15 protein-coding genes are annotated in these 19,278 nt (G+C 65.4%); 5 read left to right on the top strand and 10 right to left on the bottom strand.

Annotation, left to right across the window (positions count from 1 at the left end; all coding sequences use genetic code 11):
• Window positions 1–71: 71 nt before the first annotated feature.
• Both U0S50_RS03265 and U0S50_RS03260 read left to right on the top strand, forming a co-directional pair.
• Window positions 72–1,244, top strand: coding sequence for a saccharopine dehydrogenase family protein (locus U0S50_RS03265; RefSeq protein WP_322307338.1), 1,173 nt, complete (start codon window positions 72–74; stop codon window positions 1,242–1,244).
• Window positions 1,245–1,251: 7 nt separating this feature from the next.
• A complete protein-coding gene (locus U0S50_RS03260; protein ID WP_322307337.1) occupies window positions 1,252–2,052 on the top strand; it encodes a thioesterase family protein in 801 nt (266 codons plus the stop codon).
• Here U0S50_RS03260 and U0S50_RS03255 read toward each other — a convergent pair.
• From U0S50_RS03255 to U0S50_RS03235, 5 genes are all read right to left on the bottom strand, one after another.
• Window positions 2,049–3,392 carry an ATP-binding protein gene (locus U0S50_RS03255; protein WP_322307336.1) on the bottom strand — a complete coding sequence of 448 codons (1,344 nt, stop codon included), beginning with the start codon at window positions 3,390–3,392 and terminating at the stop codon, window positions 2,049–2,051. The genes U0S50_RS03260 and U0S50_RS03255 overlap by 4 nt on opposite strands.
• Window positions 3,389–4,123, bottom strand: coding sequence for a response regulator (locus tag U0S50_RS03250; protein ID WP_322307335.1), 735 nt, complete (start codon window positions 4,121–4,123; stop codon window positions 3,389–3,391). The genes U0S50_RS03255 and U0S50_RS03250 overlap by 4 nt, the downstream gene beginning before the upstream one ends.
• A gap of 129 nt (window positions 4,124–4,252) precedes the next feature.
• The gene (locus U0S50_RS03245; protein ID WP_322307334.1) at window positions 4,253–4,846 is read right to left on the bottom strand and encodes a hypothetical protein; all 594 of its coding nucleotides are present in this window, start codon (window positions 4,844–4,846) and stop codon (window positions 4,253–4,255) included.
• A gap of 162 nt (window positions 4,847–5,008) precedes the next feature.
• Window positions 5,009–8,275, bottom strand: coding sequence for a PAS domain S-box protein (locus U0S50_RS03240; RefSeq protein WP_322307333.1), 3,267 nt, complete (start codon window positions 8,273–8,275; stop codon window positions 5,009–5,011).
• Entirely contained in the window at window positions 8,272–9,717 is a 1,446-nt protein-coding gene (locus tag U0S50_RS03235; RefSeq protein ID WP_322307332.1) for a sigma-54 dependent transcriptional regulator, read from the bottom strand. The genes U0S50_RS03240 and U0S50_RS03235 overlap by 4 nt, the downstream gene beginning before the upstream one ends.
• 273 nt (window positions 9,718–9,990) lie before the next feature.
• Between U0S50_RS03235 and U0S50_RS03230 the strand changes: the two genes are divergently transcribed.
• From U0S50_RS03230 to U0S50_RS03220, 3 genes are read left to right on the top strand one after another with little or no spacing between them, the layout of a single operon-like run.
• Window positions 9,991–11,181 (top strand): polysaccharide biosynthesis/export family protein, encoded by a 1,191-nt coding sequence (locus U0S50_RS03230; protein WP_322307331.1) that lies wholly within the window; start codon window positions 9,991–9,993, stop codon window positions 11,179–11,181.
• 5 nt (window positions 11,182–11,186) lie between these two features.
• Window positions 11,187–12,593, top strand: coding sequence for a hypothetical protein (locus U0S50_RS03225; protein WP_322307832.1), 1,407 nt, complete (start codon window positions 11,187–11,189; stop codon window positions 12,591–12,593).
• The gene (locus U0S50_RS03220; protein ID WP_322307330.1) at window positions 12,548–13,834 is read left to right on the top strand and encodes an O-antigen ligase domain-containing protein; all 1,287 of its coding nucleotides are present in this window, start codon (window positions 12,548–12,550) and stop codon (window positions 13,832–13,834) included. The genes U0S50_RS03225 and U0S50_RS03220 overlap by 46 nt, the downstream gene beginning before the upstream one ends.
• Window positions 13,835–13,955: 121 nt before the next feature.
• Here the strand turns inward: U0S50_RS03220 and galU are convergent, their stop codons facing one another.
• The 5 genes from galU to U0S50_RS03195 are packed head-to-tail and all read right to left on the bottom strand — an operon-like array spanning window position 13,956 to window position 19,265.
• Window positions 13,956–14,924, bottom strand: coding sequence for a UTP--glucose-1-phosphate uridylyltransferase GalU (gene galU / locus U0S50_RS03215; protein ID WP_322307329.1), 969 nt, complete (start codon window positions 14,922–14,924; stop codon window positions 13,956–13,958).
• A gap of 23 nt (window positions 14,925–14,947) precedes the next feature.
• Complete coding sequence (locus U0S50_RS03210) at window positions 14,948–16,000, bottom strand: glycosyltransferase family 4 protein (RefSeq protein ID WP_322307328.1); 1,053 nt, start codon at window positions 15,998–16,000, stop codon at window positions 14,948–14,950.
• A complete protein-coding gene (locus U0S50_RS03205) occupies window positions 15,997–16,986 on the bottom strand; it encodes a glycosyltransferase family 2 protein (RefSeq protein WP_322307327.1) in 990 nt (329 codons plus the stop codon). Before U0S50_RS03205 ends, U0S50_RS03210 begins: the two co-directional genes overlap by 4 nt.
• A gap of 33 nt (window positions 16,987–17,019) precedes the next feature.
• Complete coding sequence (locus U0S50_RS03200) at window positions 17,020–17,949, bottom strand: glycosyltransferase family A protein (RefSeq protein WP_322307326.1); 930 nt, start codon at window positions 17,947–17,949, stop codon at window positions 17,020–17,022.
• Window positions 17,946–19,265 (bottom strand): oligosaccharide flippase family protein, encoded by a 1,320-nt coding sequence (locus tag U0S50_RS03195; protein ID WP_322307325.1) that lies wholly within the window; start codon window positions 19,263–19,265, stop codon window positions 17,946–17,948. Before U0S50_RS03195 ends, U0S50_RS03200 begins: the two co-directional genes overlap by 4 nt.
• Window positions 19,266–19,278: the final 13 nt, after the last annotated feature.

The raw sequence follows: 19,278 nt of genomic DNA, 5'->3' as shown, positions 1-19,278 counted from the left end.
CAGAGTCCCTTGGCTCCGCGCGCCAACTAGGCTAGCCTTCAGTTGACGTTTACGTAAATGGGAGCCTCGACATGAACGGCACGCGGGATCACGACATTATCGTTTATGGTGCCACGGGATTCACCGGCCGCCTCGTCGCCGAATATTTGGCGCATCATTACAAAGGCTGTTCTGACGCGCCCAAATGGGCGATGGCCGGCCGCAGTCTTTCCAAGCTTGCCGAGGTCCGAGATATAATCGGCGCCAACGAAGAAACGCCTTTGATCGTCGCCGACGCCAGCAACCCTTCCAGCCTCGACGCGATGGCAGCCTGCACGCGTGTCGTGCTGAGTACGGTCGGTCCTTATCAACTTTATGGCAGCGAACTGGTTGCCGCCTGCGTCCGCGCGGGCACTGCCTATGCCGATCTGTGCGGCGAACCAGGCTGGATGCGCGAAATGATCGACACGCATCACGAGGCAGCAGAGGCATCGGGCGCGCGTATCACTTTTAGCTGTGGCTTTGATTCGATCCCGTTCGATCTTGGCGTGTTGTTTTTGCAAGCCGAAGCAGTCAAGCGCCACGGGAAGCCTGCGCCCCGGGTGAAAGGCCGAGTCCGAAAAATGCAGGGTGGAGCGTCCGGCGGAACCATCGCCAGCCTGACCGAAACGCTGAAGGCAGTAGCAAAACGGCCGTCGCTTGCCTTGCTTCTAAAGTCGAGCTTCGCGCTGACCCCGGGATTTGAGGGACCTTCGCAACCGATCGGGCTCGTTCCCGAATATGACAGCGCGACCGGCACTTGGACAGCGCCCTTCATCATGGCGCCGATCAACACGAAGAACGTCCACCGCACCAATTACCTGCTCGACCACCCATGGGGCGCCGATCTGGTCTATGACGAAATGGTGATGACGACCATCGGCGACGCTGGAAAGGCGATGGCCGAAGCGATGACAAAGGCCAATCCTTTCGGCGAGTCCAAGCTGAAGCCTGGTGAAGGGCCAAGCCGAGAAGAGCGTGAGAACGGCTATTACGACCTTCTCTTCATAGGCGAGTATCCCGGCGGCGCGACCATTCGCGCCTGCGTCCAGGGCGATCGCGACCCCGGCTATGGCTCGACCTCAAAAATGCTCGCAGAAACCGGCATGGCGATGCTCGACAACAACGGAAATGGTGGTGTCTGGACGCCGGGCGCGCTGCTCGGCGAAAAGCTGATCGATCGCCTGACCGAGCATGCAGGTTTGACTTTCCGGATTGAGGGCTGAAACGCGCATGACGACCTCCCCAAGCGCGCTCGACGCGTTGCTTTCAACGATTAGTTTACGTGATGGCTCCGCTACCGCACATATCGACGAAGGCTGGATGCAGGGCCGCACCGCCTATGGCGGCATCAGTTCGGCGGTGGCGCTCGCTGCAACAATGGCGCTGCACCCCACCGAGACACCGCTACGCTACGCCCAGATCAGCTTTGTGGGGCCGGTCAGTGGCGATTGCACTGTGACCACGCGTGAATTACGCAGGTCAAAATCAAGCCTGTTTATCGATGCCGGGGTAACAAGCCACCAAGGGTTCGGAACAGCGGCCCTTTTCGCTTTTTCAGCGGACCGTCAAAGTCACCTCGATCACGACCGCCTGGCCATGCCCGATGCTCCCGATCCGGACATGCTGCAACCAGTGCCTGAACATCGGGCGCGCCCTCCCTTCACGCGTCATTTCGACATGCGGCCTACCACGGCCCCCCGGTTCGGCTGGAAAGAGGAAACCGGCGAGTATCTGACATGGGTGCGCTTTGTCGAGGAACCTGCCTGCCATCCCATGGTAGCCTTGTTGGCAATGGGCGACGCTCTACCACCCGCTGCCTTGGCGCTGTGCCACGAATTTGGCCCGATCAGCTCGATGAACTGGACAGTCAACATGCTTACCGGAGCACCGCAAACCGATAATGGCTGGTGGCTGCTGTCGGCAAAAACAGGCTATGCGCGCGGTGGCTTTTCGGTTCAGGACATGATGCTGTGGAACCGTGCCGGCGAACCTGTACTCAGCGGCAGCCAAGGGATCGCAATCTACGCTTAGCTTTCTATGGATACCGGTAGTACAATTACCGCATCGAGCCCCCCGCCCGCACGATTGGAAAGGGTCAGCAACCCGCCCTCCCCTACGGCAATGTCCCGCGCAATCGACAGACCCAGCCCTGCACCACCCGTAGCGCGATTGCGCGATTGTTCGCCACGCGCAAAGGGCTCAATCAGCGTGGCTAACTGCTCCTCAGTCATGCCGGGGCCTTCATCGGAAACGACGATGCGGACTCTACCTTCCGCCGTGACGACGGATAGCCGCGCCCGCACGCCATACGCCAGCGCATTTTCGATCAGATTGCGCAAGGCTCGACGCAACAGCATCGCGCGGGCTCGCACCGTGACATCGGCGACCTCAGCCATCGACACGTCCTTGCCCCGTTCGCGATAGTCCGCGGCCAACTCGCTTATGATCGCGGGAAGTTCCAACTGCTCTTGCCTGTCAGCACCGGCACCGGCACGAGCGAGCGCCAATATGTCAGTCAGCATCGCCGTCATTTCCTCAATCGACGCGATCATCTTGTCACGCAGTCGCTCGTCATCAACTTGTTCGACGCGGACACGAAGACTGGCGAGCGGGGTTCGAAGATCGTGCCCAACAGCGCCCAGCATACGATCCTTGTCCGACAGCATTGTCGCGATCCGCGCCCGATAGGCGTTGAAAGCACCGATAAGATCGCGGACGTCCGATGGTCCGGCCTCAGGAAGCGGCTCAGTATCCCGCAGAGCCGGATTTGCTCGCGCCGCACGCGTCAGATCACGCAGCGGGGCGGCCGCCCGCCACGCAATCAGCATAATCGGCACCAAGAGCAACAGATAAAGGGAGAGAGTCTGCCAGAACAAAAATCCCTGCAGTCTGAATCCTTCCATGCCGAGGCGACTGCGCACCGCGTAAAACTGCCCATCGACCCGTGCAATCACGACCACTGTGCGTCCGGGAAGCCGCGTTCGACCAATGCGCGGCGGCTGTGGCAAGGCCCAGGCGGACACTTGTTGGGCGGGAATGTCGGCTTCCGCCAGCAAGCTTCGGACATACTTCGCCAACGATGGCAAGGCGACCACGCCATCAGGCAACGGGGGCGGCAGCGGCCCGACCTTGACCCTTGGGTTCTGGCGCATTCTGTGCGACCCGTCAGGCGTTTCGAGCAGTTCGCGCTGGCGTCGATCCATGGCGTCAATGATCCGTGCAACCGCCATGCCTCCGCCATGCGCGAGCAACTGTTGTTTCTGACCGCGGACCAGCAAGGCAAAGTTGATGGCCTGCGCGACGAACAGCATCACCGCGACGGCGAAAACCAGCTGCCCAACGAGACTGCGCGGCCACAAACGAAACCTCATACCGGAGCCCCCAAGCGTCGGACCTCGCAGGCAAGGGTATAACCGCCACCCCATACGGTCTTCACGATCTGCGGGTGAGCTGGGTCATCCTCTATCTTCTTGCGCAGACGGCTGACCAGATTGTCGATCGCTCGATCGAATATGTCGGCTTCACGCCCGCGGACGAGATCGAGCAATCGATCACGGCTCATCACCTGTCGCGGGTGACGGAGCAGCGCATGAAGCAAATGATACTCGCCCGATGACAGAGCGACTTCCTGACCAGTTTCATCGACCAATATGCGCTCAATCTCCCGAAGGACCCAACGACCAAAAGCATAGCTAGTCCCGCCAGGATCGAGCGCTCGACCATTCGCCTGGGTTCGACGGAGAACAGTTCGGATGCGCGCAACCAGCTCGCGTGGATTGAAGGGTTTGACGATATAATCGTCGGCTCCGATCTCCAGCCCAACAATCCGTTCCGTATCCTCCGCCCGTGCGGTCAGCAGGATCACGGGAATAGGCCCGGACTCGCGCAAATGCCGGGTCAGCGACAGCCCATCCTCCCCCGGCATCATGATATCACTGACGACCAGGTCTACCCCCTGTGCGCGCAGTATCGAACGCGCCTCCGCGGCATCGGCAGCAGCAGACACAGCAAAACCTTGCGCCTCCAGATACTCCAACAGCGGTTCACGAATGGATGGTTCATCATCGACCAGCAATATCCGCGCAGCGCAATGATCGGTCATCAGTCATCCCTCTGAAACAGGTTCGCCCACCGATCACCGGACCGGTGGGCGATAGCTGGCAGGGGGCAACGGCAAAGGCAATGCCAGGGAGGGGGGTATACCAAAGCCTCGCCGCAGCCCGCCTGCCAATCAGTTTGTTCGCGGCGGCGCCATACGTTTGTCCCGCATTGATTGTCGCGCAGCAGCACGTTCTTCGGCCGTGACCTGGCCATCCTTGTTGGTGTCCATCCGATCGAAACGCGCAATCGCGGCCGCTTGAAACTCAGCCGGGCTGATTGCCTTGTCGCCGTCGGTATCGGCCATCGTCATCATCCGACTGCCCATGTCGCGGCGCTCGTTACCCTTGCCGTGATGGCCGCGCATGACATGGCGCTTACCGCCATCCATGTCGCGATCCATCGCCCGTGTAGCGCCTCGCTTCGCACTGCGGTCGGCGGCATGCTGATCCCATTCGGCCTTGCTGATATTCCCGTCTTTGTTGGCATCAAGCCGTTCGAACATCTTGGCGTGCATCGCTTCCCGTTTCGCGGCGCGGTCGGCAGCATCAAGCTTTCCGTCTCCATTGACGTCCATCTTCGCAAACATCCGTGATGCATGCACCTGAACCTCGGCTCGCGTGACCACGCCGTTGCCATCTGCATCCCCGTGATCGCGCTCACTGCCAGGTGCTGCGAGCACTGGCGGGGGGAGGAGTAGGGTTAGGAGGAGGATATTTTTGTACACTTTAACGCTCCTGTCCGGTCGACCGTCGGAAATCCGGCCTCTGTGACCCCCTTTTTGTATGGTATTTGTCCCACGCCATTGCCGTTTTACCGGAAAATTGTCGCAAAATGTCGCGAAAAACGCGGTTCGTTCATAGCCGGGCAAGCCGATCAGGCCGCCCGATCAGCCGGCGCGCGCGCGTCTGGCGTAGGGACGCAGCGCGGCGGCGAGCGCGGCGAGCCGGAGCGGTTTTGCGACATGCGCCTGCATCCCCGCCGCATGGCAGCGTTCGGCATCCTCCTCGAACGCCCCCGCCGTCACCGCGATGATCGGCAGCCGCTCCGCCGAAAGGCCGAGCGCGCGGATCGCCCGCGCCGCGTCGAAGCCGTCGCACCCCGGCATCTGGATATCCATGAGAATGAGGTCGAAGGGCGCCCCGTCACCGGCCGCCCGCCGCACCATGTCGATCGCCTCCTGCCCATCACGGGCGAGCTGGTAAGCATGGCCGAGCCGGTCGAGCATTCCCGCAACGATGATCTGGTTGGTCCGATTATCCTCGGCCACCAGAATATGAAGCCCCTGCCCCGTCGGCGCTGGCGCCGGCGCCGGCACCGGATCGGTTCCGGCAACATCGCCTTCGCCGCCGTCCGCAAAATCGGCGGGCAGGTCGAGCTCGATGCGCGTTCCCCCGGTATCCGCCGGTCCATCGGCGAGCGACAGGGTGCCCCCCATCGCCTCTGCAAGCCGCCGCGAAATCGGAAGGCCAAGCCCCGTTCCCCCGAATTTCGAGGTGATATCCTGTCCGGCCTGGACGAATTCCTCGAACACATGTTCGCGATAATCCTTCGCAATGCCGATGCCCGTATCGGTCACGGCAATAAGCAGCCGGTCGCCCGCCCGCTCCGCCGACAGCTCGACACGCCCCCTGTCGGTGAACTTCACCGCATTGCCGATCAGGTTGGAGAGGATCTGGTTGATCCGTAGCCGGTCGCCGATGAAGCGGCGCGGGACATCGGGAGCGATGGTCAGGACCATCGCGAGCTGTTTCTGCGCCGCCCGCGCGGTCATGAGCTGCATCGCATTTTTCAGGCTGGCGTGCAGGTCGAATTCCTCGCGCACGATATGCAGCTGTCCCGCCTCTATCTTCGCGAGGTCGAGAACATCGTTGAGCAGCGCGATCATCGCTTCGCCCGAGTCGCGGATGAGCGCGGCATAATCGCGCCCGGTCGCGTCGAGGTCGCGTTGCAGCAGCAATTCGGTGAGGCCGATCACGCCGTTCATCGGGGTACGGATTTCGTGGCTGATATTGGCAAGAAACGCGCTTTTCGCCTGGTCCGCCGCCTCCGCCCGCCGCCGGGCCTCGACCAGTTCGATTTCCAGTTGCTTGCGCGAGCTGATGTCACGAAGCGCGGCGATGATCTCTTGCGGCGCGCCATCGGCATCGCGCAGCAACCGGCAGCTTGCCTCGAGCCAGATATATCCCCGCGCCTCGTCGGCGGGCAGCGAACGATAGGATATCGAAAAATCGTCGCGGTCGCCGCGCGCCAGTTCGTCAAAGGCGGCACGCACCGCGTCGACATCATCGGGATGGACGCGGTTCAGCACGCTATGCCCGACGACATGTTCGGGCCGGAAACCCAGCACGGCGCGAATCGACGGCGTGACGTACAGGCAATTGCTGTCGAGCCCGACGCGAAACACCATGTCGTTGATATTGCTGGCGAGCTGGCTGAGGTCGCGGGTGGTGCGTTCGAGTGCCGCCTCGGTATGCTTGCGATGCGTGATATCGGCGATGGCGGCGATATAGCCGACGAGCCGCGCCTCCGTATCGAATTCGCCGGTGATGACGACGTTGATCCACCGCATCTGCTGCGATGCGTCCCGGATCGCCAGTTCGCGCTCGACCATGGCGCCCGGAACGCCAAGATCGCGGTCGATGGCATCGCGCAGCGCATCGACCCCGCCCGGCATCAGGTCGCGCCACGAACGCCCGACCAGCCGATCCTGCGGTGTCAGCAGGATCAGTTCGAGCAGCTGATTGGCATAGTTGATCAGCCCGTCGGGCCCGGTACGCATGATGCCGATCGGCGCGGTATCGCACAATTCGCGAAACTTTTGTTCGCTATGGCGGAGCCCCTGGAGATAGAGTTGCCGTTCGGTGACGTCGCGAATGCTGCCCGCAGTGCCGCCGAATTTTCCGTCGGGCGAACGCAGCGCGCGGACGTTCACCTCGATATCGCGCACTTGCCCGTCGCGGCGGACGAAACGCTGTTCGAGGACGAGTTCCTTGACCCTTCCGCTGACCAGATCGGGATAGAGCGCCACCGACTGGTCGAGCGATTCCGGGGTCAACATGCGCGTGGTTTCCCAGCCCAGCGATTCTTCGGGCGTGTACCCCGTCACGCCTTCCCAGGCGGGGTTCAGAAAGGTCCAGCGCCCGGTGGCATCGGTTCGAAAAACCACCTCGCGCATGTTGCGCAAAATGCGGTCGGTAAACCGCAGGTTGGTCGCCAGTTCCTGTTCGAGCGCGCGGCGAATTTCGAGCGTCGCCGCAACCGGCAGCAGGCTGGCATATCCACACAGGAACAGCAGTTGCAGGAAGAACAGCCGGTGCAGCGGATCGGTTTCGATCAATATGACCGGACCATGCCCCTGCGCCGTCGCGATACCCCCGACGACCTGCGCGACGAACAGCACCTCCGCGGTTCCGCGAACCCCCAGCCGGATCGCGGCCATGACCAGCATCGGGGCGATCGCGAACAGCAACGCATGGCCGTCGGTGAAAAAGACGACGAGGCAGATGAGCAAATTGGCGGCGTGGATGATCAGGCGTTCGCGATTGTTCGGCCCGGCCGGGGATGACGGGGCATCGATCAGAAAGTGAAAGGCGATCGGGGCGGTCAGGACGATCCCCAGCGCCTGTGGCAGAACCAGATGCGCGACAAGTTCGGCGCTGTCCCGTCCCACCGCGACGTCGTGGAACGGCGATTGATAGGCGACCCCCAGCCAGGTTTCAGCGACATGCATCGCGATACCGAGCACGGGTACGACGAGGAAGGCGACCAGCGCGAGCGACAAGATCGCCCGCACCCGTGTCAGGTCGAGCCCGTCGGGGCTGATCCGCCGCAACAGAAAGGCGGCGGCGGCCGCTTCGGCAAGAATTTCGGCCGACGTCCATGCCGCCGCCGACGGCGCGCTGCCCGCCGCCAACAGCGCCAGGGCCTGGGCAATGAAGGCGCAAGCCGCGAACCGCACGCGCCAGTGGCGTTCCAGCACATATAGCGCCGCGATGATCAGCCCTGGCGCAAACTGGATCACGGGCAGGATTGCACGCTGGCGAACCAGCCAGGCCTCGAGCGCCGCGGCCACCGCCAGCACGACGAGCAACATCCCCGCCCGGGTCGTCATCGGGTCGAAACGCGGTGCGGCAGGGGGCGCCCGCGGCGTCATGATTCCGCGGCCGTCATCCACCGTTCGCGTTTACGATACAGCGTCGAGGGGCTGACCCCCAGCGCCCGCGCGGCAGCGGGTATGCTGCCCCTGGCCGTGGCAATCGCCCCTTCGACCGCGAGGCGTTCTATCTCGTCGAGCGTCAGCCCCTTCAATGCCCGCGCAAGGTCGGGCGCGAGCGATGCCGACGGTACCCCGCCCGGTCCCGACGGAATGGGCGGGATAGCTGGCGCCGCCGCCGCTGCGCCGAGCGGCGCGCCCTGCGACGCCGGAGGAAAGGCGCTGACGGGCAAATCCGGCCCTTCGTGCAGCACGGTAGCGCGCCGCAATATATTCTGGAGTTCGCGGACATTTCCCGGCCAGTGATAGGCAAGCAACGCCGCCTGGTGCCCGGCATCGAGCGGATGGAAGGTCTTTCTCTCTTCGCGCGCGAAACGCTGGAGAAAGGCTTCGGCCAGTTCGGGGATATCGCCGTCGCGTTCGCGCAGCGGCGGCAGATGGATCGGCACCACCGCCAGCCGATAGTAAAGATCCTCGCGAAACCGGCCCTCCGCCGCCTCGCGCGCCGGATCGCGATTGGTTGCGCAAACGATGCGGACATCAACCTCTTCGACGCGGTTCGACCCGACCCGCTGGACCGTCCCGGTTTGCAGGAAGCGCAGCAGCTTGACCTGAAGCGGCAGCGCCATTTCGCAGATTTCATCGAGGAACAAAGTGCCCTTGTGCGCCGCCTGCGCGGCGCCAATGCGATCGTTAACGGCACCGGTGAACGAGCCCTTGAGGTGCCCGAACAATTCGGATTCGAGCAGGTTTTCGGGGATGGCGCCGCAGTTGATCGCGACGAAGGGGCCGTTGGCACGGCCGCTTTCGCGGTGGATCGCCTCTGCGCAAACCTCCTTGCCCGTGCCGCTTTCGCCAGTGACGAAGACCGTTGCCCGGCTGCTCGCCACGCATTGCAACTGGCGATAGATTTCGCGCATCTGGGGCGAACGCCCAATGAACGTGCCGGGATTCCGGCCCGCTTCGCCGCGGGGTTGCGGTGCCGCCGTCCGCGCCGCCGCATCAGGCACACGGCCAAGTTCAACCGCGCTGGCGACGACCGATACCAGCCGCGTGCTCGCGATCGGTTTGACCAGAAAGTCGAAAGCGCCGAGCCGCATCGCCTCTATCGCGCGGGCGAGCGAGGCATCGGCCGTCGCGACGATCACCGGAAAATTGCGGAGCAGTTCGGGATGATCGCGCAGCAATTGCAGCCCGTCGGCATCGGGAAGTTGCAGGTCGAGCAGCATCGCCCCGAAATCGGCATCCTCGGCGACCGCGTTCAGCGCGGCCCGCGCGGTATCGGCCACGACCGGCTGATAGCCCGCCTTTTCGAGCTGGGCCGCATAGGCAATGGCCAGCGACGACAAGTCTTCGACGATCAATATGCGTGTGCGGGGCATGATAAAACCACTTCTCCATTGACCCTATCCCGCCAAACGCAGGAACCGTGCCAACTCCTCCAGTGGTCCAGCCCAGAGGTTTCCTTGTCACCCTTTGCATTTTGCTACGACAATTCTTAGCAAATCGCAAATATCCAGCGTTGCATTGTGCAAAAATGGATGAAATTTCCGGGCTTACTGCTTGCCCGATACAGCATTAGCGGGCAAGTTCGTCCGATAATTTGCGAATTGGCACAATCATTGCCGTGTGTGGTGGCGAAACCGGAGTTTGCCATGAAGATCACACCAAGCATAGCGCTGATGACCGGAACCTGTCTGATCGCGGGATGCGCGACCATGCCGACGCCGCGCAACCTGCCTGCCGCGCAATATCAGGCCGAACAGCAATTGTCGGGCGCGGTCCCCGCGCCGTGCGCCCTGCCCCCGGTTCCCGCCCCCCTGTCGGCCCTCGCCCGCGTGGAGGCCGGAACGCTGGCCGAGGCGCCCGACCTGCTGGGGCCCGGCGACCGGCTCCGGCTGGCGGTGAGCGGCGACAAGAACATCCTGTCCGGCAGCTATGTGGTCGGCGCCAACGGGCGGCTGACGATCGACGGCGTTGCGGACATCGCCGCCGCCGGGCGCCCGCTTCGCCGTGTCGAGCGCGACCTGCGCAGCGCGCTGCTGGCCAATGGGTTGATCCGCGACATCGCCGCCAATGTCCAGCTCAGCGCCGTCGAGGCTGCGGGGGTGCAGGTGTCGGTTTCGGGCGCGGTGTTCGAACCGGGGCTGGTGCGCGCGGGCGAGCGCTCCGCCGACGCGCGCGCGACCACGGTCGATCATCCGGCGGCGGGCGATTTCAACGCGGGGCGCGCGCTGTCCTCTGCCCTGCGCGCGGCGGGCGGCATCCGCCCCGACGCCGCAGCGGGCAGCATCTATCTGATCCGCGGCGACCATTATGCGGTGATCGACGTCACCGCGGCCTTTAGCGGCGGGGTGCCCGCCGATCCGCAACTCGCCGCGGGCGACCGCATCATCGTGCCCAGCGCGGGCTGTTTCCAGCCGCAGTTCGTCCGCCCGAGCAGCGTCACGGCGCCGGGGGTGCGGGTCTATCTGTCCAATCTGTCGCGCCCGGCGGCGAGCAACGCGGCCTCCGCCATCGGGCGCGATTCGACGAGCTTTCCCTATGGCGCCCGGATGCTGGAGGGGCTGGTGTCGGCCAATTGCGTGGGCGGATCGGCGCTGAACGCGGCGCGGCGCGCGGTGCTGATCTCGCGCAATCCGACCAACGGCCATTCGGTCGTCATCGCCCGCCATGTCGAGGAACTGGTCCGGGACGCCAGCCGTGACGGCATGAACCCCTTTCTGATGCCCGGCGACGCCATCGCCTGTTACGACAGCAGCGCCATGACGCTGGTCGACGCGGTCGGGGTGGTCGGCAGCCTGCTCGGCCCCGCCGCGCTCGCCCATGGATTGACGAAAAATTGAACGCGATGCGCGACATCGTCGCCGAGCGGCGCCTCGTCCGCTTCTGGGGCGTCGTGCGGCGCGGGATGCCCCCGGTCGGGCGGTACAAACGCTATGCCGTCAGCATCGCGCCGGTGCTGGGCGCGATCTGGCTGTCGACCGCCGCCTATCTGTTGCTCGTGCCCAAAAGCTATAGCAGCGAGTTCGCGCTGATCCTACCCGGATCGGGGGTCGGCAGCACGCTGAACGTCGAATCGATCGGCCAGGCGCAATCGTCGGCGAGCTCGGCCTTTTCCAGCCCGACGCTCAGCCCCACCGAAAATTACAAGCAGCTGCTGACCGCCGACGTCACGCTGCGCGCCGCCGCGGCGATCGCGCGCGAGGATGGCGACCGCTTTCCCAGTCCGGCGGTCAAGCTGGTCGACCAGACGAACCTGATCCGCGTCACCATCTCCGCCGGCGATGCGGGCCAGGCGAAACGGCGCGCCGAGGCGGTGCGAACCGCCTTTCTGCGCCAGCTCGACACGCTGCGCGCCGACGAGGCGGACATGCGCGAACGGTCGGACCTGCGCCATCTGCAGCAATTGTCGGACAAGGTGCGCGCGGCGCAGCGGCGGCTGATCGCTTTCCAGGCAAGCCACGGGCTGGCGACGCTCGACCAGTTCAACAACCGTATCGCGGCGGTCGACACGCTGAAGGACAAGGAACGCGAACTGCGCCTGCAACGGCGCCAGGCGGCGGGAAGCGCGGGGCGGCTGGCAGCCAGCCTGCACAGTTCACCGGGGGGCGCCGATATCGCGATGCGGCTGCGCGGCGATCCGGTCTTTCAGCAGCTTGCCGAGCGATATGCGGCGAGCAACGCGCAGGCGAGCGAGCTGGCGGGAACGCTGGGGCCGCAACATGCGACGATGGCGCAGGCCGAGGCCGAACGGACCGAACTGCGCGCGGCGCTGGTCCGGCGTGGGCGCGAGCTGACCGGCCTTGGCGAAAAGGCGATCCTGTCGCGCGTCGATATCCAGCTGGCCGACGGGCGGTCGAACCTGATGCAGGCGATGTCGGTCCAGGACGCCGAGGCCGCCGGAACCGACCGCGCGCTCGCCGAAATCCGCGGCGACCTGGCCCGCGCACAGGCGCAGTCGCCGCGTCTGATCGAGGAGGCGTCGGAGCTGGCCGACCTGCAGCGCGACCACCGCGTCGCCGAGGCGGTCTTTTCATCGGCGCTGGCGCGGGTCGACACCAACAAGCAGGACCCGTTCGCATCCTATCCGCTGGTCCAGACGCTGGCCGCGCCGTCGCTGCCCAAGGCGCCGTCGAGCCCGTCGCTGACGATCGCGATCCTGGGCGCGATCGCCGCATCCATCCTTACCCTATTGGCCTTTGGACTGCTATGGCTGCGGCAGCCGATCCTCGACAAACTGCTGCCGAAAGGCTGATCGCCGGAGCGATCGGCGCGACCTGGCTGCTGTGGCTGGTCGGGGGGCTGTATATCGCCGGGCCGCTGCTCGGCTGGACCCTCGCCTTCATGGTCGCCCGATCCTATTATCTGAGCCCCATTCTGCCGCCCGGGGAACGCCCCGCCCCGCCCTCCCTCGCGATCTGGGCCTGGCTGATCGGCATGGCGGCGATGCTGCCGATCCTGTTGATCGGCCACATCAATTTCGGCCTTGGCGCGGCACAGACGCTGAAGTCGGCGGTCGGCTGGGCCAAGGGCTGGGCGCTGCTCGCGCTGTTCCCGCTCGCCGGATTTGCCCTGCCGATCCGGCTGGAGGTGCTGGCCCGCGCGATATGCCGCCTTGGCCGCCAGACATTGTTCCTGCTGCCGCTGTTCCTGGTCGCCCCCCTGCTCCACCTGCCGCAGCATCTGTGGGTATCGCCGCTGCACGTTCTGGGCGGATCGGGCGACGAATATTTCACGGTGACGCTTTATACGATCGAGCCCGGCGCAGGGACAGCGCGCTGGCAGTTTTTCGCGCCATGGTCGCCCGCAGCCGGAATGGTGGCGGTGATCCATTTCCTGATCGCGCGCGAGGAGCGCCATGCCGGATGGCGCTGGACCGGCTATGCCGCGGCGCTGTCGGTCGCGCTGTTGTCACAGTCGCGGCTGGCGCTGGTGGCGCTGGCGATCACCATCCCGCTGGTCATCGCCGCTGGCCGGATCAAGCGCCCCGCGACCTGGTTCGCCGCCGTTCCGGCGGTGCTGGTCGCAGGCTGGTTCGCGCCGCAGATCGGCGCGCTGATCGAGCGGCTGACGAGCGATTTCGCCGGAGCACGCGCCGATTCCTCGCGGGTCCGCGCGGCGCTGGGCCGGATCGCGGTCGAGCGATGGCAGAACGAAGCCTATTGGTTCGGACACGGCATCGTGGAACGCGGCCCGCACCTGGTCGAATATATGCCGATCGGGAGCCATCACAGCTGGTACGGCCTGTTGTTCGTCAAAGGCCTGCTGGGCGTCATCGCGCTGGCGGTTCCGATGGTCTGGATGCTGATCGCCTGCCTGATCGCCGCGACCCGCAGCGCGATCGGCCGCCTTGGCCTGGCGATGGCGCTGACCTATTGGCTGTACAGTTTCGGCGAAAATCTGGAAGTCCTGACCTATATCGGCTGGCCCGCGCTGTTGGTCGTCGGAATGGCGCTGAAGCCCGCGGCTTTTGCGCAAAGAAATGACCGCCCGTAATCAACGAGCGGCCATTCCCTCCCCCACACAAACCCGTCAAACGGTCCATCAGCGGGCCGGACCCGCGATGGGGCGGAAACTGCCGGTGTGCCCCCAACCACGGGCACACCGGCAGCCCCCCTCACGCGGCGCTTGCGAGCACCGCGCCCAGGCCAGTCGCGGGGACGGAGTCCGCGCCCGGCCGATCCAAAAGTTTCTGCATGATCGCGCGCACGTCGGCGGCAAGGTCCGCGCGTTCGAGCGCGAGCGTCAAGGTCGCTTCGACGAAGCCGGCCTTGCTGCCGCAATCGAAACGGCGCCCGGCGAAGGTGACGGCATGAAAGGGCTGGTCGCCGACCATGCGCGCCATCGCGTCGGTCAATTGTATCTCTCCGCCCGCGCCCTTTTCCTGGGTTTCGAGCGTCCGCATCACTTCGGGTTGCAGGATGTAGCGCCCGGAGATGATCAGGTTCGACGGCGCATCCTCACGCCGCGGCTTTTCGACCAGACCCTTCACCTCGGTCAGCGCCCCGTCGCGCCAGCCCGGCGCTATGACGCCATAGCTCGACACCTCTTCCTCCGGCACTTCGAGGACCGAGACGAGATTTCCGCCCAGCATGTCATAGGCATCGACCATCTGGCGGAGGCAGCCGGGCGCCCCGATCATCAGCTCGTCGGGCAGCAGGACGGCAAAGGGTTCGTCGCCGACAACCGCCCGCGCGCACCAGATCGCATGTCCCAGCCCCAGTGGCACCTGTTGGCGCACGGTGAGCAGATTGCCGGGCTGGATCCGCGTCGGTTCGAGGATTTCGAGCGCCTTTGCGCGATCCTTCATCGTCGCTTCCAACTCGAATGCCGTGTCGAAATGTTCGACGATCGCAGTCTTGCCGCGACCGGTGATGAAGATCAGTTCTTCGATCCCTGCCTCGCGCGCCTCGTCCACCGCATATTGGATCAGCGGTCGGTCGATGATCGGCAGCATTTCCTTTGGCACCGCCTTGGTCGCGGGCAGAAAGCGGGTGCCGAGACCGGCAACAGGAAAAACCGCCTTGCGAACGCGCTTGCGGGCCGGGCCGGGTGTGGCGGACGGTATCTTGAAGTGCATGGACATGATGTCATTCCCCTGGTTGGCAATCAGCGATGGGTGAGTTGGGGTGTTGCCGCGACGGCGCGGGCCGCCGCGCGGCGACAGGGCGCGGTCAAGCGCGACAGCAAGCGCGCCCATTCGCGTTGACGGATCGGTCCCGCAACGGCGGTGGCCCGCCGCGCTTCGCGCGCCATGACGGCAAGACGCAGCGGGTCGAGCGACGCAAAGGCGCGTTCCACGGCGCCCAGCGATGCGAAATCGACCACCATGCCGGCGGAACCGACCTGTTCGGGCAGACCATCGACCGGCGCGACCAATATGGGGCGTCCCGCCTGCCGCGCCTCGGTCGCGACCTGGCCGAACGCCTCCCACCGCGACGGGACCGCGACAATGTCGCATTGGGCAAGAAATGCGGGAACGTCGTCGATGCGTCCGACAAAGCGGATACCGGGCACCGACGCGGCGAGTGCGCGCAATTCGCTTTCCTGCGGCCCGAAGCCACCGATCAGCAGTTCGGTGCCCGGCATCGCACCGTCACGCCACGCCCGGATAAGGCGATCGAACCCCTTTGCTTCGTGGAACCGGCCATAGGCGCCGACGCGAAGCGGGGCCGCGCGCTGGAAATCGGGCAGCGCGAGATCGTCGATCCCGCGATTCTCGGCGAACGGATAAATCACCTCTATCCGGCGCGGATCGAGCCTTGCCGCCTGTTCAAGCCAACGGGCCTGTGCCTGCGACACGCAGACGATTTGATCGACCATGCGGCACGACAGCCCCAGCATCAGGCGGAAGCGTCGCCGTGCGGGAACCTTTGCCGCTTCCCACGCGCGGGTATAGCTGTGTTCGACATGGATGATGCGCGCCTGGGGGTTGCGCAAACCGAGGCTGACGAGGAAGGCCAGCCGCCTCCAGCTGGGCGGAAAATGGGTGACGATGATGTCGGCGTCGAGCCGCGGCGCGACGATCGCATCGGGCCGGATGGCGACGACCGAAGGATGAACCACCGCACGCACCGCCGCCGAGTCGAAGATGCCGAGCCCGCGCGACACGCCGCCGAGGGCGAAGTCGTCGAGCAGATTGACGAGCCGGGGCCGGGTCATGCCACCAGCCTCCCCCCCGCCGCCGCGCCCGACAGGCGAGCGAAACGCGCGGGGCCAAGGAGCCGGGCGGCGATGGCCGCCGCAGCCGTTGCCAGCGATTTCAAGGGTTCTTCAACCAGCGGGCGCTTGCTGGACGCCAGGCTTTCGCGCAGCAGCGTCATGGCCATGCCGGCGTCGCCGAGCTGAACCGCGCGGCGCGCGAGGTAGCGCAGTTGATAGGCGCGGGCGCGGTCGAAATGCTCCTCCGCGAAATCGGGGGCATAGGCATCGAGCCGCTGGACGACGCCCAGCCAGGAATCGAACTGGCGGACGATCTGGGCCGACAGGCCGCCGCCGCCGACACGATATTCGGTGAGCGCGGGTGCAATGCCAGCAAAGCGGACATCACCGACCAGCGCGAGGCGCAGCCACAATTCAATATCTTCCGATTGGCGGAGCGATTCATCGAAGTAGCAGGTGCGCATCGCCTCTGTCGGGTGACGGAAGGCCACGGTTTCGAGCGCGCTGCGCCGCAGCACCGGCGCCGATCCATTGCCCACCGGATTGCGGCGAAAAATATCGCCGGGGGTGATGCCGTCGAGCTTTGGCCGCTGTTTCAGCCGCAGCGGCTTGCCGTCCTGGTCGATAAAGCGCGACGCCGAAAAGCTGACCCCGACGTCGGGGTTGTTGTCGAGATGGATGACGTGCAGCGCCAGTTTTTCGGGAAGCCAGCGGTCGTCGGAATCGAGCAGCGCGATGTAGCGCCCGCGCGCCTCGTTGATCCCGGTGTTGCGCGCCCCGGCAAGGCCGCGGTTCGGCTGGCTGATGATCCGGATGCGCGAGTCGGTGTAGGAGCGGCAGATATCGATGCTGCGGTCCGACCCGCCGTCATCGACGATCAGCAGTTCGAAATAAGCGAAGCTTTGCGCAAGGACGGAGTCGATCGCCTCGGCCACATAGGCCTCGACATTATAGACGGGCATGATCACGGAAACGGTCGGTTGCATGGTTTTCACTCCCTTGTCGTTCGGGCCGGTGAGTCAGGCGAAAAGGCGAAGGCGCAGCGGCGCCGGGATCAGCGGTGCGGCGAGCGCCGCGATGAGGGTGGACAGGCCGCGGCGCCCCTCGCGCATGAAACTGAGCGCATCGAGCCGCAGCCCCGCGAAGACATAGAGCAGCGCCTCTGCCGGGCGGCCACCGCCGCGCAGGGCGCGCCGGGCGAGATAGCGGCAATAGAGCGCCTCCATCTCCGGCAACTCGTCGGCCGCCAGATGACGCCGGGCGACCTTGCGCCAGCCCGCGTACATGCGCCGCAGGTTCATCGACAGGCCGTTCCGGCTGAAGCGATAGCCGGTGAGGATCGCGTCGATCCCCTCGATCCGGGCGCCGCGCGCGATCAGATGCGCGACCAGTTCCTGATCCTCCGCATAGGAAAGATGCGCGTCGAAACCGCCGCCGAAAAGAAACCAGTCGCGGCGCAGCACCAGATTGGACGCGGTGCAGATCGGGTTTTCGCCCAGCACATCCTGCAATTGCGGCGTGCGGCGGCAGAGGCGCGACACCGTCTTCGCTTCGGTCAGCGACCGCGCCTCTTCGGGCAGGAAGGCGATGCGCGCATAGCTTCCCGCCGCGGCCGGGTCGCTCTTGTGAAAGGCGATGTGGCGCGCCAGCTTGTCGCGATCCCAGATATCGTCGGCGTCGATGAAGGCGATCAGCGGCGCCTTGCCAAGATCGGCGCCCAGATTGCGCGCCGCCGACACCCCCGAATTGCCGTGGGTGATGACATGGATGCGATCGTCGGCCGCCGCATGGGCGAGCAGCCGCGACAGGCTGTCGTCGGTCGATCCGTCGTCGATCGCGATCAGTTCGAAATCGGCCGCGCTTTGCGCAAGGATCGAGGCGATGGTGGCATCGAGCGTGGCCGCGGCGTTGAAGACGGGCATCACGACCGTTACGTGGGGCTTGGTCATGCGATTTGCTCCTTCAGCAGGGTTGGATTTTCGCGCGTGAACAGGACGGGCCAGAGGATGCGGCCCGCATAGAAAGCCGATGCGAGGGCCTGGCCCGCGACCAGCCCGACGACCGCCGCCTGCAACGAGCCGAAGCTCGCACCGATGGCGAGGCCGCCAAGCGCGGCGGCGCAGGCCCCCATGCTGGCAATCGCATCGGTCCCGACCCGGCCATGGGCGCGCAGCCAGGTGGCGGTAAGCATCGATGCGGCGAGCGGCAGCCCGGCGAGGCAGAGGGTGGCGATCAGCGGCGCGGCAAATGCCCAATGCGCGCCAAAGACGAGCGGCACATAGAGGGGGGCAAGCAGGGCCTGGGCACCGACCAACGGTACAAAGACCAGCGCCGCGCCAGCCCCGATGCGGCGCATGGCGGCGCGGCGCTCGTCCCCTTCCGATGCGGCGCAAAGCGTCGGGAAGGCGATGGTGCAATAGGCACCGACCAGCGAGGTGACGATGCCGAGGCCGGCGTTGAAGGCGAAATAATAAGTGCCCAGCGCCGTCGTGCCCATCGTCGCCGCAACGATCAGATTGTCGCCATAGGTGCGGACCGCGGCGAACCCGTCGGCCAGCAGATAGCGGGAGGCGTTGCGCAGGATCGCCGCGAACGGCAGGCAGCCCGCGGCGGGATCAAAGCGCCACGGCGCGGCGCGGCGGGCCATGGCGAGCCACAGCGGCGCGGTCAGCAATTTGGGGAGCACGATCGACCAGGGGCTGGGCCAGGCGAGCAGCAGCGCGGCGGTCAGCAACTGATCGGCGATCACCTGGCTCGCGTTGATCGATGCGACGCGCCCGGCGCGGCGGTCGCGCAGGATCAGGAAATAGGAGACATGACCCATCGCCATGAACGGCCAGACGAAGGCCAGCGCCGCGAGCATCAGCGCCGCGGTGCGATGGCCAAATAGTGCGCCCAGCGCGGCAGCGACCAGAAGCTGGAGCAGCATCAGCGCGCCGCTCCACGCGACATAGAATTGCCGCACGCCGTTGCAGGTACGCGCCAGATCTTCGGGTGCGGCGCGGATGATCTCCTGGCCCGTTCCGGTGCGTTCGAGCACGCGGACCAGTTCGAACAGGGTCAGCGCCAGCGCGGCCTGTCCGACAATTTCGGGGGCGAGCTGGCGCGCGATGACCACGGTCGTCGCCAGGCGGACGAGGCGGCTCACCATCTCTGCGCTTCCCATGGCGCCGAACCCGCGAGCGAGCGGCCCCAGAGGGAACGCCCGCCCGCGAGCCGGGAGGCGCGCCGCGATGGACAGGAAAGGCGAGGACAGTCGGGTCATGCCCTTCCCGTTC

It is taken from the genome of Sphingopyxis sp., from assembly GCF_034380315.1.
Taxonomy (GTDB): domain Bacteria; phylum Pseudomonadota; class Alphaproteobacteria; order Sphingomonadales; family Sphingomonadaceae; genus Sphingopyxis.
The sequence above is the reverse complement of the archived record's forward strand: the minus strand, read 5'-3'. Positions and strand labels throughout refer to the sequence as shown.

Excerpts from the sequence above, each read along its gene's own strand:
- galU (WP_322307329.1), bottom strand. The coding sequence starts at position 14,924 with ATGTCCATGCACTTCAAGATACCGTCCGCCACACCCGGCCCGGCCCGC.
- U0S50_RS03235 (WP_322307332.1), bottom strand. The coding sequence starts at position 9,717 with ATGCCCCGCACACGCATATTGATCGTCGAAGACTTGTCGTCGCTGGCC.
- U0S50_RS03230 (WP_322307331.1), top strand. The coding sequence starts at position 9,991 with ATGAAGATCACACCAAGCATAGCGCTGATGACCGGAACCTGTCTGATC.
- U0S50_RS03195 (WP_322307325.1), bottom strand. The coding sequence starts at position 19,265 with ATGACCCGACTGTCCTCGCCTTTCCTGTCCATCGCGGCGCGCCTCCCG.
- U0S50_RS03225 (WP_322307832.1), top strand. The coding sequence starts at position 11,187 with ATGCGCGACATCGTCGCCGAGCGGCGCCTCGTCCGCTTCTGGGGCGTC.
- U0S50_RS03210 (WP_322307328.1), bottom strand. The coding sequence starts at position 16,000 with ATGACCCGGCCCCGGCTCGTCAATCTGCTCGACGACTTCGCCCTCGGC.
- U0S50_RS03240 (WP_322307333.1), bottom strand. The coding sequence starts at position 8,275 with ATGACGCCGCGGGCGCCCCCTGCCGCACCGCGTTTCGACCCGATGACG.
- U0S50_RS03255 (WP_322307336.1), bottom strand. The coding sequence starts at position 3,392 with ATGAGGTTTCGTTTGTGGCCGCGCAGTCTCGTTGGGCAGCTGGTTTTC.
- U0S50_RS03260 (WP_322307337.1), top strand. The coding sequence starts at position 1,252 with ATGACGACCTCCCCAAGCGCGCTCGACGCGTTGCTTTCAACGATTAGT.
- U0S50_RS03200 (WP_322307326.1), bottom strand. The coding sequence starts at position 17,949 with ATGACCAAGCCCCACGTAACGGTCGTGATGCCCGTCTTCAACGCCGCG.
- U0S50_RS03220 (WP_322307330.1), top strand. The coding sequence starts at position 12,548 with ATGGCTGCGGCAGCCGATCCTCGACAAACTGCTGCCGAAAGGCTGATC.
- U0S50_RS03250 (WP_322307335.1), bottom strand. The coding sequence starts at position 4,123 with ATGACCGATCATTGCGCTGCGCGGATATTGCTGGTCGATGATGAACCA.
- U0S50_RS03205 (WP_322307327.1), bottom strand. The coding sequence starts at position 16,986 with ATGCAACCGACCGTTTCCGTGATCATGCCCGTCTATAATGTCGAGGCC.
- U0S50_RS03265 (WP_322307338.1), top strand. The coding sequence starts at position 72 with ATGAACGGCACGCGGGATCACGACATTATCGTTTATGGTGCCACGGGA.